The 16,660-nt window shown below is 60.9% G+C and carries 12 protein-coding genes; 5 read left to right on the top strand and 7 right to left on the bottom strand.

The genetic code is table 11. The features are described 5' to 3' along the window. Positions 1–148: 148 nt before the first annotated feature. Positions 149–583 carry an aspartate 1-decarboxylase gene (panD, locus tag KQ940_RS01060; RefSeq protein WP_217410850.1) on the bottom strand — a complete coding sequence of 145 codons (435 nt, stop codon included), beginning with the start codon at positions 581–583 and terminating at the stop codon, positions 149–151. Between the two features lie 304 nt (positions 584–887). On the opposite strand from panD, the gene metH reads away from it, so the two are divergent. The 3 genes from metH to KQ940_RS01045 all read left to right on the top strand — a co-directional run bounded on the left by metH (position 888) and on the right by KQ940_RS01045 (position 6,498). Then, entirely contained in the window at positions 888–4,610 is a 3,723-nt protein-coding gene (gene metH / locus KQ940_RS01055; protein WP_217410849.1) for a methionine synthase, read from the top strand. Between the two features lie 389 nt (positions 4,611–4,999). Beyond that, positions 5,000–5,560 carry a lipid-binding SYLF domain-containing protein gene (locus tag KQ940_RS01050; protein WP_217410848.1) on the top strand — a complete coding sequence of 187 codons (561 nt, stop codon included), beginning with the start codon at positions 5,000–5,002 and terminating at the stop codon, positions 5,558–5,560. A gap of 233 nt (positions 5,561–5,793) precedes the next feature. Next, the gene (locus KQ940_RS01045; protein ID WP_217410846.1) at positions 5,794–6,498 is read left to right on the top strand and encodes a Crp/Fnr family transcriptional regulator; all 705 of its coding nucleotides are present in this window, start codon (positions 5,794–5,796) and stop codon (positions 6,496–6,498) included. A 61-nt stretch (positions 6,499–6,559) separates the two neighbouring features. Here KQ940_RS01045 and KQ940_RS01040 read toward each other — a convergent pair whose 3' ends face one another. Next, the gene (locus tag KQ940_RS01040) at positions 6,560–6,907 is read right to left on the bottom strand and encodes a GFA family protein (protein ID WP_217410845.1); all 348 of its coding nucleotides are present in this window, start codon (positions 6,905–6,907) and stop codon (positions 6,560–6,562) included. A 139-nt stretch (positions 6,908–7,046) separates the two neighbouring features. Here KQ940_RS01040 and KQ940_RS01035 point away from each other — a divergent pair, with 139 nt between their 5' ends. Next, positions 7,047–9,857: an AMP-binding protein gene (locus KQ940_RS01035; protein WP_217410844.1), complete on the top strand. Its 2,811-nt coding sequence runs from the start codon at positions 7,047–7,049 to the stop codon at positions 9,855–9,857. Positions 9,858–10,013: 156 nt separating this feature from the next. Further along, on the top strand, positions 10,014–11,687 hold the full coding sequence (locus tag KQ940_RS01030; protein ID WP_217410843.1) for a flagellar assembly protein A: 1,674 nt from the start codon (positions 10,014–10,016) through the stop codon (positions 11,685–11,687). Between the two features lie 154 nt (positions 11,688–11,841). Here the strand turns inward: KQ940_RS01030 and KQ940_RS01025 are convergent, their stop codons facing one another. From KQ940_RS01025 to KQ940_RS01005, 5 genes are all read right to left on the bottom strand, one after another. Then, positions 11,842–13,008, bottom strand: coding sequence for a methyl-accepting chemotaxis protein (locus KQ940_RS01025; protein ID WP_217410842.1), 1,167 nt, complete (start codon positions 13,006–13,008; stop codon positions 11,842–11,844). Positions 13,009–13,086: 78 nt separating this feature from the next. After that, a complete protein-coding gene (locus tag KQ940_RS01020; RefSeq protein WP_217410841.1) occupies positions 13,087–13,395 on the bottom strand; it encodes a cytochrome C oxidase subunit IV family protein in 309 nt (102 codons plus the stop codon). 5 nt (positions 13,396–13,400) lie between these two features. Then, on the bottom strand, positions 13,401–14,003 hold the full coding sequence (locus KQ940_RS01015) for a cytochrome c oxidase subunit 3 family protein (RefSeq protein ID WP_217410840.1): 603 nt from the start codon (positions 14,001–14,003) through the stop codon (positions 13,401–13,403). 7 nt (positions 14,004–14,010) lie between these two features. Next, positions 14,011–14,787, bottom strand: a complete 777-nt coding sequence (locus KQ940_RS01010; protein ID WP_217410839.1) for a CbbQ/NirQ/NorQ/GpvN family protein — start codon at positions 14,785–14,787, stop codon at positions 14,011–14,013. A 31-nt stretch (positions 14,788–14,818) separates the two neighbouring features. Further along, complete coding sequence (locus KQ940_RS01005; RefSeq protein ID WP_217410838.1) at positions 14,819–16,642, bottom strand: nitric oxide reductase activation protein NorD; 1,824 nt, start codon at positions 16,640–16,642, stop codon at positions 14,819–14,821. Positions 16,643–16,660 lie beyond the last annotated feature (18 nt).

The following is a 16,660-nucleotide window of genomic DNA, read 5'->3' as shown; positions in this document are numbered from 1 at the left end:
TATCAGCATAGACGGGCATGAGGTGGTGTCAAAGCGACAGGCGGGTGGCACCCAACGCATGGTTGGCCAAGACGCACTTGCCCCTTTATGTCGGGGTAGACGGATGTTTCCGAGCACGCTTCCGGAACCAGTGGCAGCGTAACGATCCTTACATATCCGCCGTCTGCACCGGAATCGCGGATTTCATGCCGGTCATCTTGTTGCGGGCACGCAACTCGTCATCGTTGATCCCGACACCACAGTCGTTCTGCGCGTACTCGAAATAGCACAGCGTCGGTTGGAAAGTATCAACCTCCTTCTCGGTCAGCTGCACGTAGGCACCGATGATCAGCAGGTCGCCCTTGCTCGCCTTGTGCGCGGCGGCACCGTTGACGGAGATGACACCGCTGCCCTTTTCGGCGCGGATGGCATAGGTGGTAAAACGCTCACCGTTGTTGATGTTGTAGATGTGCACCATCTCATATTCGCGGATGCCGGAAGCGTCTAACAGGTCGCCATCGATGGCACAGGAGCCTTCGTAATGGAGTTCGGCATGAGTGACGGTGACACGGTGCAACTTGGCCTTGAGGAAGGTCTGCAACATCTTATTACCCCCTGATCTGTTGTAATGGCACGCTCGCGCTGTCACGCGCTTTGGTTTAATCAAACCGGCGGTATGTTAGGCGGATGCGGTATAAATTTCCAGAAAATCGCCGATCCTGACGGATTGGTTCAAGTTTTGGCGGCAACTTCAGTCTTTATTCAATAAAGATAACCTGAAGCTCTACCTGATACAGATGAGCCGGATTCAAAGAAAGATGAGCCACCCTCAGGGCTAGCCGAACCCAATTGCAGTACAATAGCCCCCTTTTGATGCTCTTTTTACAGAATCGGATGGAAAGCGACACGTGAGCGACACCACTTTGCTGAACTCCCTGGCCACCACCCTACAAAAAGCCCTGACCGACCGTATCCTGATTCTCGATGGCGGCATGGGCACCATGATCCAGTCTCACCGCCTCGAGGAGGCGGACTACCGCGGCAAGCGCTTCGCCGACTGGCATCTGGACGTGAAGGGCAACAACGATCTGCTGGTGCTCACCCAGCCCACGCTGATCCGCGATATCCATCTGGAGTACCTGAAGGCCGGTGCCGATATCATCGAGACCAACACCTTCAACGCCACGCAGATCGCGATGGCGGACTACGAGATGGAGTCGCTGAGCCGCGAGATCAACGTCGCCGCTGCCCGTCTGGCGAAAGAAGCCTGCGCCGAGATGACGGCACAGACGCCGGATCGCCCCCGCTATGTGGCCGGGGTGCTCGGCCCGACCAACCGTACCGCGACCATCTCGCCGGATGTAAACGACCCCGGTTTCCGTAATATCACCTTCGATCAGTTGGTGGAGTCCTATACCGAGTCGGTCGACGGCCTGGTCGAGGGCGGCGCCGATCTGATCCTGATCGAGACCATCTTCGATACGCTGAACGCCAAGGCGGCGATCTACGCCGTGGAGCAGTATTTCGACGATCACGGCATCCGCCTTCCGGTGATGATCTCCGGCACCATCACCGATGCCTCCGGTCGCACCCTGTCGGGCCAGACAACCGAGGCGTTTTGGAACTCGGTGCGCCACGCCAACCCGATCAGCATCGGTTTGAACTGTGCCCTCGGCCCGAAGGAGCTCAGACAGTACGTGGAGGAGCTCTCCCGCGTCGCCGATACCTTCGTCTCCGTGCACCCCAACGCCGGCCTGCCCAACGCCTTCGGCGAGTACGACGAGACCCCGGAGCAGATGCGCGACGAGATCCGCGAGTGGGCGCAGTCCGGCTTCGTCAATATCGTCGGCGGCTGCTGCGGTACTACGCCGGAGCATATCCGCGTCATTCGCGAAGGTCTTCTCGACCAGGCCCCGCGCCAGATCCCGGAGATCGCCGTCGAGTGCCGCCTGTCCGGCCTGGAGCCGATGAACATTGGCGCCGAGACGCTGTTCGTCAACGTCGGCGAGCGCACCAACGTCACCGGTTCGGCCAAGTTCCGCCGCCTGATCAAGGAGGGCGACTACGAGACCGCGCTGGATGTGGCGCGCCAACAGGTGGAGAACGGCGCCCAGATCATCGACATCAACATGGATGAGGGGATGCTCGACGCCATCGCTGCGATGAGCCGTTTCCTCAACCTGATCGCCTCCGAGCCGGATATCTCCCGCGTGCCGATCATGCTCGACTCCTCCAAGTGGGAGGTAATCGAAGAGGGCTTGAAACGGATCCAGGGCAAGGGCGTGGTCAACTCGATCAGCCTCAAGGAGGGTGAAGAGAAGTTTATCGACCAGGCGCGCAAGATCCGCCGTTACGGTGCCGCCGTCGTTATCATGGCGTTCGACGAGACCGGTCAGGCCGATACTTATAAGCGCAAGATCGAGATCTGCGAGCGCTCCTACCGGGTGCTGGTCGACAAGGTCGGCTTCCCGCCGGAAGATATCATCTTCGACCCCAACATTTTCGCCATCGCCACCGGTATCGACGAGCACAACAACTACGCCGTCGACTTCATCCAGGCCACCGGCTGGATCAAGCAGCACCTGCCCTACGCCAAGATCTCCGGCGGTGTCTCCAACGTGTCGTTCTCCTTCCGCGGCAACGACAAGGTGCGCGAAGCGATCCACTGCGTCTTCCTCTACCACGCCATCCAACAGGGCATGGATATGGGTATCGTCAACGCCGGCCAGCTGGCGATCTACGACGACCTGCCGCAGGATCTGCGCGAGCACGTCGAGGATATCGTGCTCAACCGCCGCGAGGATGCCACCGAGCGGATGCTGGAGTTGGCCGAGAAGTATCGCGGCGGCGCCTCCGCCTCCTCGGTACAGCAGGATATGGCCTGGCGCGACTGGCCGGTAAACGAGCGTCTGTCCCACGCCCTGGTCAAGGGTGTCGCCGACTACATCGACGAGGATGTGGAGGAGTGCCGCCACAACTACGAACGTCCGCTGCAGGTGATCGAAGGCCCGCTGATGGACGGCATGGGCGTGGTCGGCGATCTGTTCGGCTCCGGCAAGATGTTCCTGCCCCAGGTGGTAAAATCCGCCCGCGTGATGAAGAAGGCGGTGGCCTACCTGATGCCGTTCATCGAGGAGGAGAAAGCCGGCAGTGCCAGCAGCTCCGCCGGCAAGGTGGTGATAGCCACGGTCAAGGGCGATGTGCACGATATCGGCAAGAACATCGTCGGCGTGGTCCTGCAGTGCAACAACTTCGAGATCATCGACCTCGGCGTCATGGTGCCCGCGGAGAAGATTCTCAAGACCGCCCGTGAAGAGAACGCCGATATCATCGGCCTCTCGGGCCTGATCACCCCGTCGCTGGACGAGATGGTCCATGTGGCCAAGGAGATGCAGCGTCAGGGCTTCGATATCCCGCTGATGATCGGCGGCGCCACCACCTCCAAGGCGCACACGGCGGTGAAGATCGAGCCCAACTACAAGAACAACCAGGTGGTGCACGTCACCAACGCCTCGCGCTCGGTCGGCGTCGCCTCGAACCTGCTCTCCAAGGAGCGTCACGACACTTTTTGCGCGGAGATCAAGGCTGACTACCAGGCGGTACGCGAGCGTCACGCCGCGCGTCAGAACGACCAGCGCCGTGTCACCCTGGAAGCCGCCCGCGAGAACCGCTTCAAGATCGACTGGGACAGCTACACCCCGCCCCAGCCGATCCAGCCCGGCATCCACGTGTTCGACGACTACGATCTGGAGGAGCTGAGCCACTACATCGACTGGACCCCCTTCTTCCAGTCCTGGGAGCTGGCCGGCCGTTTCCCGCGTATCCTCGATGACGAGATCGTCGGCGAGGAAGCCCGCAAGCTCTACGCCGATGCCAAGGCGATGCTGGCCGATATCATCGCCAACAAGAAGCTCAAGGCGCGCGCCGTGATCGGCCTGTTCCCGGCCAACTCCGTGGGCCATGACGATATCGAACTGTACACCGATGACAGCCGCGGCAAGCGACTGATGCGCCTGCACCACCTCCGACAGCAGATGCAGAAGGTGAACGACAAGGCGAACCTCTGCCTGACCGACTTTGTCGCACCCAAGGAGAGCGGCAAGGAGGACTGGATCGGCGCCTTCGCCGTCACCGCCGGTATCGGCATCGACGAGATCGTCGCTCAATACGAAGCGGACCACGACGACTACCACAGCATCATGATCAAGGCGCTGGCCGACCGCCTCGCCGAAGCGTTCGCCGAGCGGATGCACGAGCGGGTACGCAAGGAGTTCTGGGGCTATGCAGCCGACGAGAGTCTGGACAACGAAGCACTGATCAAGGAGCAGTACACCGGCATCCGCCCTGCTCCCGGTTACCCCGCCTGCCCCGATCACACCGAGAAGGGCCTGCTCTGGGAACTGCTCGACGTGGAGCACAACGCCGGCATGACCATCACCGACAGCTACGCCATGCTGCCCACCGCCGCGGTCAGCGGCTGGTACTTCAGCCACCCCGAGTCACAGTACTTCGGCGTGGCCAAGATCAGCGAAGACCAGGTGGAGAGCTACGCCAAGCGCAAGGGGATGAGCATGGAGGAAGCGGAGCGCTGGCTGGCACCCAATTTGGGGTATGAGCCGGAGCAGGGTTAAGCAATAAGCTCAGCGCGAGCGACCGCGCCAACGCTAAAAGAAGCCGGTGGAATTGCACGATCTCCACCGGCTTTTTTCTGTACAGGATCTACGGTATGCCGCGGACGCGTGGATGCCCTGAAGCAGCTGACTTCGTTCCTGCGCTATACCAGATCCCTGCGGCTATGTTCGCTACCGCACAGACGGAGGATGACTAAAAGGCCCACCCTGATATCAGCATCCGTTGCGTCGAGCACCTTGGTCCTTTCAAGACCCTGGAGTGACGCAGGCGTAACGATAAACTGGATGCAGTCAATGGCAACGATAACCTGTTGCCTTCGCGAGAAGTGCACCCCTTATTAATCCATTATCTCGTTGCCGTTACTGCTCCCAATTCGGGAGGATAAGAAATGCTGATAATTCAACGTTTTTTACTCGCGTTCGTGCTGGTAATGGTTTCCATAATGCCGATCGGCATGATCAGTTCGGCACAGGCGGCAACGGCCGAGGATCTGAATGAGGACTGCCGCCAGGCACTGCAGATACTCTATCGAGTCCAACCGGTAGCCGAGACCCTCTCACATAACGCGAAGGCCATTCTGGTGTTCCCCAACATGATCAAGGCAGGTCTGGTCTTTGGCGGTTCCTACGGCGAAGGCGCTCTGATGAGGGGTTCCACCGTGGTCGATTATTACAATTCGGTCAGCGGTTCCTGGGGACTTCAGATCGGTGCTCAGTCCTATGGCTATGCCATATTCCTGATGAGCGACGACGCTGTAAGTTATCTCGACAAATCGAAAGGCTGGGAGCTCGGCGTAGGCCCTACAGTCGTTCTGGTGGACGAAGGCATCGCCAGAAACCTTTCGACTACGACCCTGAAGGAGGACGCCTACGCGTTCATATTCGACCAACAGGGCTTGATGGCCGGCATCACGATCGAGGGTACCAAGATCTCCCTGATCAAACGCTAAACCGGTTCGGGTGCAGGCGCAGTTAGCGCCTGTACCGCCTCATCGTCACTTTGAGCTATGCACTCCTTGGCGGCGCTCATAAGCGCCGCCCTCCCCTTTACGCACTTGCCTGTGCGGATACCAGCTCCCGTAAGTGTTTTCACGCCTGCTTTCCTATACTGCTTTTAAAAACCAGCCTGCCACAGCATTGACCGGGCGGCGGCCTTGTATGGAGACAGCGTTGGAGCACGATTATGGAAACAGTTTCAAATCCGCAGCAAAACCGCCTGTTAGCAGCCTTGCCGGCTCCTGAATACGGTCGTCTTGCGCCCCATCTGGAAGAGATAGAACTGTCACTCGGCGCCACCTTGCACGAGTCGGGCAGCGAACTACACCACGCCTACTTCCCGACCGACTCCATCATCTCCCTGCTCTATGTAACACTTAACGGCGACTCGGCCGAAGTATCGGTCGTCGGCAACGAGGGCGTGCTCGGCATAGCGCTGTTCATGGGTGGCGACACCATGCCCAATCGCGCCGTCGTGCAGAGCGAGGGCACCGCCTACCGTCTCCCCGAGCAGATCCTGAAAGCTGAGTTTCAGGCCAACACCACGCTGCAACGTCTGCTTTTGCGTTACACCCAGGCACTGCTGACCCAGATGTCACAAACCGCGGTCTGCAATCGGCATCATTCGCTGGATCAGCAGCTCTGCCGCTGGCTGCTGTTAAGCCACGATCGACTACCCTCGGACGAGCTGTTCATGACCCAGGAGCTGATGGCCAATATGCTCGGCGTGCGGCGGGAAGGCGTAACCACCGTTGCCCACCAGTTGCAGGAGGACGGCCTGATCCAGTATCACCGAGGGCACATCAGAGTGCTTGACCGGCAGGGCCTGGAGGCTCGCACCTGCGAATGCTACGCCGTGGTCAAGCAGGAGTATGACCGGCTGCTGCCTTAGATGGCTCCTCTGGCTCTGGCGTCATAAACCGCATGACGCACCTTTCACGTATCGAGCAGCATCACAACGACCGACCGTCAAACTCCTGTACAGGAATATCCGACAGATCGATCCCTTCGATACAGCGGATGTTGATCGCCGCCATCGCATTGCCCTCGTGATCCACACCCTCGCCGAAGGGGTGGATACCGCAAACCGGGCAGAAGCGATGCTTGATCACATGTTTGTTGAACATGTAAGTACTCATATCATCCTCCGGAGTAAGCAGCTTCAGCTTCTCCCGAGGGGCGAACCACAGTAGTGACCCCTTGCGCGAGCAGATCGAACAGTTGCATGACATTGCGCTCTCGATCTCGCCTTCGATCTCGAAGGCAATTCTGCCGCAATGGCAGCTTCCCTTGTGTTTCATGGTGTTGAACTCCCCTGTTTATTGCTGCCTAAACAGCAGTGGCACGCTTTGAAGGATAGCCGACACGCTCCGCTTCGCACCCGACGTGCCGCCCTATCGCCTATGCTAGAGATAACGTGAGAAAACACCGGGGTCGGTGATGCTGACGGAGCGCACCAACGTGCCGGAACAAAAGGCGGTACTGCTGCAGTTGATCGAAGAGCTGGGGGCGGAGCTACGCTCCCACCGACCGGCCGATCCGATAACGTTGGACAGCACCCTCGACGGCGATCTCGGGTTCGACAGCCTGAGCCGTGCGGAGCTGCTCTCCCGCATCGAGAGTTGCTTCCAGGTCGCTCTGCCGGAGCGAACCTTTGCCGAGGCCGAAACACCCCGCGATCTGCTGCGTCTGCTGGAGCGGGCCTCCCCGACCGCGCCAACGCAGGTCCCCGCCCCTGCGACACCACTGGAGGCCACCGAAGGCGTGCCGAGCCAGGCCCTCAGCCTGGTCGAGGTACTGGCCTGGCATGTCGAGCGTCATCCCGACCGGCCCCATATCCATTTCTACAATGACCAGGGCAACGGCCCGGAACTGACCTATGGCCAACTCTGGCAGGAGGCCCGCTCCGTCGCCGCAAGGCTGCTACAGCACGGCCTCGCGCCTGACCAGAGCGTGGCGCTGATGCTGCCGACCGGGCGCGACTACTTCGTCAGCTTCTTCGGCATTCTGATGAGCGGTGCCATACCTGTCCCGATCTACCCGCCGATGCGCCCCAGCCAGCTTGAGGACCACCTCAACCGCCAGGCATCGATTCTCGACAACTGTCAGGCCCGGCTGTTGATCGCACCGCCCGAAGCGAATGCACTCTCCCGACTACTCAAGGCGCAGGTGCCAAGCCTTGCGGACGTGATGGCCCCACAGTCGCCAGCGCACGCGGCTCCCGCTCAAGAGCCGATCGAAAAGCCGGTCATGCCGAAACGCGACGATATCGCCCTGCTGCAATACACATCCGGCAGTACCGGTAGCCCCAAGGGGGTGATCCTGAGCCACGCCAATCTGCTGGCCAACATCCGTACCGCCGGCAAGGCGATCGACGCCTCCAGCCGCGACGTGTGCGTCAGTTGGCTGCCGCTCTATCACGACATGGGCCTGATCGGCGCCTGGCTTGGCAGTCTCTACCATGCCGCACTGCTGATAAGCCTGCCGCCCGAGTCCTTCCTCGGCCGCCCGGCGCGCTGGCTGCAGGCGCTGAGCCGCCATGGCGGCACCCTCTCGGCGGCACCGAACTTCGCCTACGAACTCTGCCTCAACAAGGTGCCCGACAGCCTGCTGGACGAACTCGACCTGAGCCACTGGCGCCTCGCCATGAACGGCGCCGAAGCGGTCAATGCCCATACCCTGCGCAGATTCTGCCGACGCTTCGCCAAATGCGGCTTCGACGCCAAGGCGATGTATCCCGTCTACGGCTTGGCCGAGTGCAGCCTGGCTCTGGCCTTTCCCGCGCCCGACAGCAAACCCCACATCGATCGTGTGCAGCGCGCGCCCCTGATGCGTGACGGCCACGCCCTGCCCGCATCGGATACCGACACCGAGGTCGTCGAATTCGTCTGTTGCGGTCAGCCACTACCGGCGCATCGGATCCGCATCTGCGACGAAGGCGGCCGTGAACTGCCGTCACGATTTCAGGGCCGACTGCAGTTCCAGGGTCCGTCGGCGTGCAGCGGCTATTACCGCAACAGTTCGGCAACCGCCCGCCTGTTCGACGGCGATTGGCTCGACAGCGGCGACCTGGGCTACCTGGCCGAAGAGGGCCTCTATATTACCGGGCGCAGCAAGGATCTGATCATCCGTAGCGGCCGCAACCTCTATCCCGAAGAGCTGGAGTCGGCTGTAGGCACCATCGACGGCCTACGCCGCGGACGCGTCGCCGCCTTCGGCGTGAGCGACCAGGCCAGCGGTAGCGAGCGGCTGATCGTCATGGCCGAGACACGCGCCGACGACGAAGGCGAGCGCGAACGTCTCAGACACCAAGCGGCCAACGCCGTCAGCCGCCTGATCGGCGAACCACCCGACGAGGTGGTACTGACTCCGCCTGGGATTCTGCTCAAGACCTCCAGCGGAAAGCTGCGCCGCTCTGACTGCCGCGAACGCTACATCCGCGGCGACTACCGCATCCGCACGCCCGGCCTTCAGCTGCTCCGGATGCTGCTGAAAGCCACCACACCGCAACTGCAGCGCCTGCGCCGCAGCCTCGGCCGCCACCTGTTCGCGGGTTATGCGTTGCTGACCGGGCTGACACTGACCACGGCGGCATTCATCGCCGTACTGCTGCTGCCCAACCTGAAGCGGCGCTGGTACGCCCTGCACCGGATCTCGCGATGCTGGGCCTGGCTGACCCGCACCCCGCTCCACATCAGAGGCCTGGAGAACATTTCGGCAGACGCCCCCTGCGTGCTGGTCGTCAACCACGCCAGCTACCTGGATGCCTTCGTGCTGATCGCGACACTGCCCCACCCCGTGCACTTCGTCGCCAAGGCAGAACTGCGCACCCAGCCGCTACCGCGCACCCTGCTGGACCGGCTGGCGGTGCGCTACATCAACCGCCAGGATCCACAACAGAGCCTGAACGGCGCCCGCGAAGCCACCAACCTGGCACAAAAGGGGCACCGCCTGCTGTTCTTTCCCGAAGGCACCCTGCAGGAGAGCCCCGGACTGATGCCGTTCAAGATGGGTGCCTTTGTCAGCGCCGTCGATGCAGGCATACCGGTCATACCGGTCGCCATCAGCGGCACCCGCTCGATCCTGCGCGGCCAGCGCTGGTACGGTTACCGGGGTGAGATTTGCGTGGTGATTGGCATACCCCTCTATCCCGACAAGGAGGGCGAGCGCTGGACCCGCGCATTAACGCTACGCGATGCCGCCCGCGCCCATATCCTTCGCCACTGCCATGAGCCGGATCTCGAGCGTTGAGGTGGAGAGTGTTGAGGCGTCAAGTCCCGACTTTATAGCCGCCTCCCACAGCATCGGTTTGCCCATTAGACTTTTGTATGATAAAAGAGACAAAGGAATTTTTGATTATTTTTTGATCAACATATTTTTGCCACTAATAAAATTATAAAGACCTATATGTCTACTTCTGCGGCAGATCTTCCTACAGATGCCGCTGCTGCAAACCAATCCACGGTTTCGGCAGTCAGGCTCACTTTCGATCCAGACACCCAGTCTGTACTGGCAACGCTGCCCCCCTCGCCGACTGCTCAAAAACTCGACCTACCCACACTCCAGTCACTGTTGAAAGAACAGGGCTACGGAGAGTTTTATACGTCGGACTCCGACATGCAGGAGCTGATTACTCTAGCCATTCAGGGTAAGGAGGGCAGCGCAACCATTGCTCACCAGCGCGACGCCGAGCTGGAATGGGCGGTGCAGCCCGACAAGATGGCGGTTTATCTCACCGCAATCCCCGCTTATGGCGGCAAGAAAATCACCCGTGAATGGTTGCTTGAAGAGCTGCAGGAGCGCGCAATTCAAGAGAGCTGTATCGACCAATCGGCACTGGATCAGGTCATCGAAGCCGGTCAGGCAGAGCGTCTTTGCGTCGCCCGTGGCGTTGAACCGGAGCCTGGAGTCGACAGTCGGTTCGAAGGGCTCGTTGAAGGGTGTAAAAACCTGATTGAAGACTACTCCGAAGAGGCTCAAGTCGATTTTCATCAGGTGCAGGATTTTATCGTCGTTGAACAGGGGGAAATCCTGATGCGGCGAACGCCACCTACCGCTGGTGTACCCGGGCTGAACGTGATGGGCGCGGAGCTCCCGACCGAGCCGGGACGCGTGCTGGAGTTTAATCCTGATATAGACGGCGCGATTATCGACCCGGATAACCCCGATCAACTAATTGCAGCCGTGAAAGGACACCCAATACTGATCGATAAGGGTGTCTCTGTAGATCCAACATTAAGACTCGATGCGATCAACATTGAAAGCGGCAACATCGATTTTGACGGCTCTGTTGAAGTGAAAGGCGATGTCAGCAGCGGCTTTTCACTGCACGCGACTGGTGATGTCTTTATTCGTGGCATGGTTGAAAAAGCGACCGTCATTGCCGGTCGGAATCTGACCATTGTCGGCGGTGTAGCGGGAGAGGATCTGGGGCGCGATCAGAACAAAGAGCTGATTCTCAAGGCGCGTGTCCTCGCGGGCGGCGATATCAGAGCCAAATATGCCAACCTGGCTCATCTCCATGCTGCCGGCGATATCATCATTCGTGAATTTGTGCTGCAAAGTCGTCTGTCCGCAAAAGGCAGTATCAACCTGACTCAACCCGGCAGTAAGGGCTGTATCATCGGCGGCAAGACTACTGCCAGAAAAGAAGTTGCCGTCAACGCTCTGGGCAGCGATGCAAATGTCCCGACAGTAGTTAGAGCCGGCAGAATCAATTGCAAACGCAAGCTGGAGGAACAACTTCGGACCGAACACAAGAACTGCCTGGAGAACTGTGAAAAACTGGAAAAAGTACTCAAGGCATCTGAAAACCCGGCGCAAAAAGCATCAATCAACAGTGATATGAGCCGTAAGATCAAGGCAACCCTGCACTCTTACGAGCAGAAAGCCGAGCGGATCAAGGCGATCCTGGCGCGGTTGAACGCGCGTAAACAGGCGGAAAGCAGTGCCGTCGTAACCGTTAAGGGCGCGATCTATCCAAACGTCTATATAGGCATTGATGACGCAATCTTTAATAACCGAGTACGTAAAACGGGATGCTCTTTTGTGCGTGAAGGTAGCGAGGTTGTTTCGCGCTGAGTTGTTTCCAGAATCAACGAATTCTTAATTCGTACTAATTCAGACTCGATCTGACACTCACTGCCTGCAAATCGATAACTGGCTAGTCAAGTCTCTTTCCTGGAGTGTGCCCGGCTTTGGCGGCGGGCACAACACCGTATGTAGGGTTATTGAGTCAGTTTGTTTTGAAGGTGCCGAGTTGATCGACGATCTGTACCGTGACGCCGTTGAGGCGTTCGCCCTGACGCTGCAGTTCGCTGCAGTCGTTGGCGTTGGAGTGGGACAGGGTCAGCAGGGAACCGACCTCCTGTTTCAGGTCGCTGACCGCACGGTGGATGTAGCCGATGTCCACGGTGGCGTCGCTGCTATCGTTGCTGATCAGGGTCAGGATATCTTCCATGTTGTCGCAGGCGCTTAGCAGTTCATCGCGGCTGGTGGTGGTGAGGCTGACCAGCGATTCGATCGCGCCGGATTGGCGTGCCATCTGCTCCCCCGCTTCGCGTACCGAGTGGGTGATGCCGGCGATAATGCGGTCGATGTCGTCCAGGCTCTGCTTGGTCGATCGTGCGAGCTTGCGCACTTCGTCGGCGACCACGGCGAAACCACGGCCGTAGTTGCCTGCACGGGCGGCTTCGATGGCGGCGTTGAGCGCCAGCAGGTTGGTCTGCTCGGCCAGTTGGTCGATCGCCGACACCACCTCTTCGATCGCTTCGGTCTTCTCCGACAGTTCGTTGAAGCGTGTCTGCAGGGTGTCGTTGTTCGCGATGTAGTCGTTCAGGTCTCGGGACATGGTGTCCAGGCTGTCGTTGGAGCGGCGCAGCCCCTGCTGGGTCAGTTGAACCTGGACGCGGGTCGCTTCCGCCTTCTCCTGCAGCGCCTGGGAAGTGTTGTCCAACACTTCGATTCGCTCGTCGATGACGCTGACCCGCCGGTCCTGTTCCCGGATGCGCTCGGCGATGGCGGATGTCTTGCGGCTCAGCAGTTGCGAGATCTCGTCCGATACCTGCGCCTGCTGTTTGATGTCCAGCAGTGCGCCGCGCACCTTCTCGCGGAAGCGGTTGATCACCGACAGCACATGGTGGATCTCGCTGTTGTAGGCGCTGTTGATATCACAGGTGGCGGAGAGGTCCTTTTTCTCGAACGCGCTCATGTAGCCCGCCACTTTTTTCAGCGCGTCGACGCCCCAGTACTTTTCGTCGATATCGTGGACGATCAGGGACAGCACCACGGCCCACTGAATCAGCTCCGATACCAGCGACTCGGTAAAGAACAGTATGTTGACCAGCAGGGCGATAGCCCCCAGCCAATGGATCAGCCGCATTCTGAGGAACAGCGAACGCATGGATTACCTCATATATCGTTGAATTATCTGCAGTACCCCGGTGTACCGGGAGACAAGTCAGGCTCTGCCCGGTTAGGGCTAGAGGGTGGTCAACCGCTCCAACCACTCCGGGAACAACAGCCCCATCGCCAGCAGCGGCATCATCACGTAGAAGTAGGCCAGCATCGGCGTGCGGATGGCGCGGTGGCTACCGCGCAGGTCCATCAGGACATCGATCACAAGCTGTCCTTTCAGCACCACCGCGACACAGATCAGCAGGATCAGCGCCGGGGTGGCACCGCCGGTTTCGGCGATCAGGGCGCTGCCGAGGGTGATCAGGATCAGCAGGCGCCAGCTGTTCAGGTCGCTTATGTTCGTAGTGTCGATGTTCATAGTTTTGAGCTTCATCGTGCTTACCCCATCACGTAGACCAGCGGGAAGAGGATGATCCAGGCCAGGTCGATCATGTGCCAGTAGCAGGCGCCGTTCTCCAGCCCTTCGTGGTCCTCGGCATCGTATGACCCAAGCCAGGTGCGCAGGCAGAGCCAGGAGAGGGTCGCCATCCCCACCAGTACGTGCAGCAGGTGGTTGAAGGTGAGGTAGTAGTAGAGGGTGAAGAACAGGTTGCTGCGGGCATGGAGGCCGTGGGCCTCGTTCCACAGGTATTCCCAGCCCTTGATGCCGCAGTAGGCGGCGCCGCAGGCGATGGTCAGCCCGAGCCAGCGGATGCAGGCGCGGCGGTCGTTGCGCTGGATCGCCTTCATGGCGCGGGCGACGCAGAAGCTGCTGGAGACCAGCACCAGGGTGTTCAGCGTGCCGGCGAGGATGTTCAACTGCGCCGGCCCCGCCGCGAACAGTTCGGTGTTGTGCGCGCGGGTGACCAGGTAGACCAGGAAGAACAGCGCGAACTCGCTCAGTTCGGCATAGATCAGCACCCAGACGGCGATGCTGCCCGGCACGGAGCGGTGCCGGTATGCGGTACTGTCTAACTCGGGTGTCAGGCTTGCGGTGCTCATGGTCGGCTCAGAAGTAGCTGCTGATCAGGCGATCGATGGCGGCGAGTGTTTCGCTGTCATCGGTCAGGGGTTCGGCCAGGCAGGCCCGGCACGCCTCGCGTACGCCGATACCGGAGCAGATCATCAGTGCTGTGTAGATCAGCAGGCGGGTCGAGGCCACCTCCTCCAGGTCCTGATCCTTGAGTCGACGCAGGTCGTTGCCGAGCGCAACCAGCTGGCTGGCGGTCTGCTTGTCGATCCCGGCTTCCTGACAGAGGATCACCACTTCGCGCTCCGGGGTCGGGTAGTCGAAGCTAAGGCCGACGAAGCGCTGCCGGGTGCTGGGCTTGAGCCCCTTCATCAGATTCTGGTAGCCGGGGTTGTAGGAGATCACCAGCATGAAGTTGGGGTGGGCCTGCAGCAGCTCACCGGTGCGGTCGATCGGCAGTTCGCGACGGTGATCCGAGAGCGGATGCAGCACCACGGTGGTGTCCTTGCGCGCTTCCACCACTTCGTCCAGGTAGCAGATCGCGCCCTCACGCACGGCGCGGGTCAACGGGCCGTCCTGCCAGTAGGTGCCGTCGGTGCCGATCAGGTGGCGGCCGACCAGATCGGCGGCGGTGAGGTCGTCGTGACAGGCGATGGTGATCAGCGGCCGGTTCAGCTGTTCGGCCATGTACTGGACGAAGCGGGTCTTGCCGCAGCCGGTCGGCCCCTTCAGCAGCACCGGCAGCTTGACCGCGGCGGCATGGTGGAACAGGTCGACTTCGTTGGCTTGCGGCAAATAACGGATATTGGCGTTCATGTCGGTCTCCTCGGATGGAGCGTTCAGAGGCTCAGTTGGCCCCGGTCAGGTTCAGGTAGAGACGCGGCAGCAGCATCGGCAGGCGGTCGATATCGCTGACCAGAGCGTAGCCCTTGTCCCCGAACAGATAGGGCAGATAGTCGCTGCCCTCCTCGTCGATGGTGATGCAGAACGGCTGCACGCCCTTGGCACGCGCCTGCTGGATCGCATGGCGGGTGTCCTCGATGCCGTAGCGCCCCTCGTAGTGGTCGATATCGTTGGGCTTGCCGTCGGAGATGATCAGCAGCAGACGCTGGGCCGTCTTCTCCTGCTCCAGAATCGCCGCAGACTGGCGGATCGCCGCGCCCATACGGGTGTAGAAGCCAGGCTTGATCCGTTGCAGGCGTCCGCGCACGGCATCGCCATAGGGCTCGTTGAAGTTCTTCAACAGCTGGTAGCGCACCTGCTTGTTCTTGATCGACGAGAAGCCGTAGAGCGCGAAGCGATCCCGTGCGCTGCTCAGCGCTTCGGCGAACAGCGTCACGCTGTCGCGGATCACGTCGATCACGCGCTGGTCCTCGTTGATGCCGCACTCGGTGGACATCGACAGATCCGCCAGCAGCAGGCAGGAGAGATCGCGCTGATTGGGGCGGCGCTGACGATAGCAGGCACCAGGTTCCTGGCTGCGCTGCTCGTCGGTGAGCTTGTCCAGCCAGGCGTCCAGGTCCAGCTCGTCGCCCTGCATCTGCCGCCGCAGCCAGTTGCGCTCCGGTTTCAGGCAGGCGAAGCGGTTGCGCAGCGAACGGGCCGCCGGTGCCAGATGCTCCGGCAGGGCTGCCGGTTCGGCATCGTCGGCCAGCATCGGTTGCAGCAGGCAGTAGTCGGTTTTCATGCTCTGGCGCCGGTAGTCCCACTCGGGCAGGCGTATCCCCTCTCCCACCGCCAGGTCGTCGTTCTTCGCGGCCGGCAGGTCCAGGTCGAAGCGCACCCTCGCTGAGCTTGCCCGGCGCTGACGCGACAGGGTGATGATATCCAGATCCTCGCCGGCGCCGAGGTCGTCGTCCAGATCCTCCTCCTGGCAGCGGTCCAGCTCCACCTGCTCGACGCGGCTGAACAGGCTCTCGAGCTGGAAGATCAGGAAACCGTCGGTCTCCTTGCTGTCATCCAGACGACGTGCCGTGCGGCGGGCGGAGTCGACCGTTTCCGGCGGCGCGGCCTGCTCCCGGGTCTCGCTATCGTCGGTGTCGGCTGCTTCCACCGACAGTCCATGCAGGGGTTCGGGGTAGAGCCAGAACGGTACCGGCCAGGCATCGCCGGGAGCGCGCGGCAGGCTCTCCACCGAGCCCGGCTGCAGCAGTGCCCGGCGCAGGGTCTGCTCGCGTGTCCAGGCCTCCTCCTGCAGTTGATCGGGGCCGGGGCGCAGCACCAGAGCCACCTCGACCATCTCGCGGTAACGCCGCGCCAGCCCCGGCCGGCTGTCGAGCAGCGCCCGGCAGGTCTGCTGGTTGTCGCGGAACCAGTGACGGATGCTCGGCAGTTTGGCCGCCATCGCCACCAGCCAGAGGTAGAGCGATTCATTCAGCTCCCGCTCCGGAAACAGCGCGATGGTCGGCGGCAGGCGCAGGCTTCGCTCATCCTGCCAACCCACGGTATGGCACCGGTGCGTACCGGCGATGCGCTGAATCAGCTTGCGCGGTGCCCGGAACGGACGAGGCTCGGCGGCTTCGAGCAACTTGCCCGGTTCTCCGCCCAGCCCACGGTAAAAGGGGGCGAGTTGAGGCAGAAGATCGGCCAGCTCCACGCGGGCGTCGGCAAAATCAGTGGCCGATTGGCGGGTCACCATTCGATGCCAGATTGCGCCTACAAACTCTTCCATGCCTCACCTCGACTTGAT

The organism is Marinobacterium ramblicola (assembly GCF_019084545.1).
Lineage (GTDB): Bacteria > Pseudomonadota > Gammaproteobacteria > Pseudomonadales > Balneatricaceae > Marinobacterium_D > Marinobacterium_D ramblicola.
Note: the sequence above shows the minus strand (reverse complement) of the source record. Positions and strands in the feature narration are given on the sequence as shown.

What these genes read in the sequence shown, in the direction of transcription:
- panD (WP_217410850.1), bottom strand. Translation starts at nt 583, where the DNA reads ATGTTGCAGACCTTCCTCAAGGCCAAGTTGCACCGTGTCACCGTCACT.
- KQ940_RS01050 (WP_217410848.1), top strand. Translation starts at nt 5,000, where the DNA reads ATGCTGATAATTCAACGTTTTTTACTCGCGTTCGTGCTGGTAATGGTT.
- KQ940_RS01045 (WP_217410846.1), top strand. Translation starts at nt 5,794, where the DNA reads ATGGAAACAGTTTCAAATCCGCAGCAAAACCGCCTGTTAGCAGCCTTG.
- KQ940_RS01040 (WP_217410845.1), bottom strand. Translation starts at nt 6,907, where the DNA reads ATGAAACACAAGGGAAGCTGCCATTGCGGCAGAATTGCCTTCGAGATC.
- KQ940_RS01035 (WP_217410844.1), top strand. Translation starts at nt 7,047, where the DNA reads ATGCTGACGGAGCGCACCAACGTGCCGGAACAAAAGGCGGTACTGCTG.
- KQ940_RS01030 (WP_217410843.1), top strand. Translation starts at nt 10,014, where the DNA reads ATGTCTACTTCTGCGGCAGATCTTCCTACAGATGCCGCTGCTGCAAAC.
- KQ940_RS01025 (WP_217410842.1), bottom strand. Translation starts at nt 13,008, where the DNA reads ATGCGTTCGCTGTTCCTCAGAATGCGGCTGATCCATTGGCTGGGGGCT.
- KQ940_RS01020 (WP_217410841.1), bottom strand. Translation starts at nt 13,395, where the DNA reads ATGAAGCTCAAAACTATGAACATCGACACTACGAACATAAGCGACCTG.
- KQ940_RS01015 (WP_217410840.1), bottom strand. Translation starts at nt 14,003, where the DNA reads ATGAGCACCGCAAGCCTGACACCCGAGTTAGACAGTACCGCATACCGG.
- KQ940_RS01010 (WP_217410839.1), bottom strand. Translation starts at nt 14,787, where the DNA reads ATGAACGCCAATATCCGTTATTTGCCGCAAGCCAACGAAGTCGACCTG.
- KQ940_RS01005 (WP_217410838.1), bottom strand. Translation starts at nt 16,642, where the DNA reads ATGGAAGAGTTTGTAGGCGCAATCTGGCATCGAATGGTGACCCGCCAA.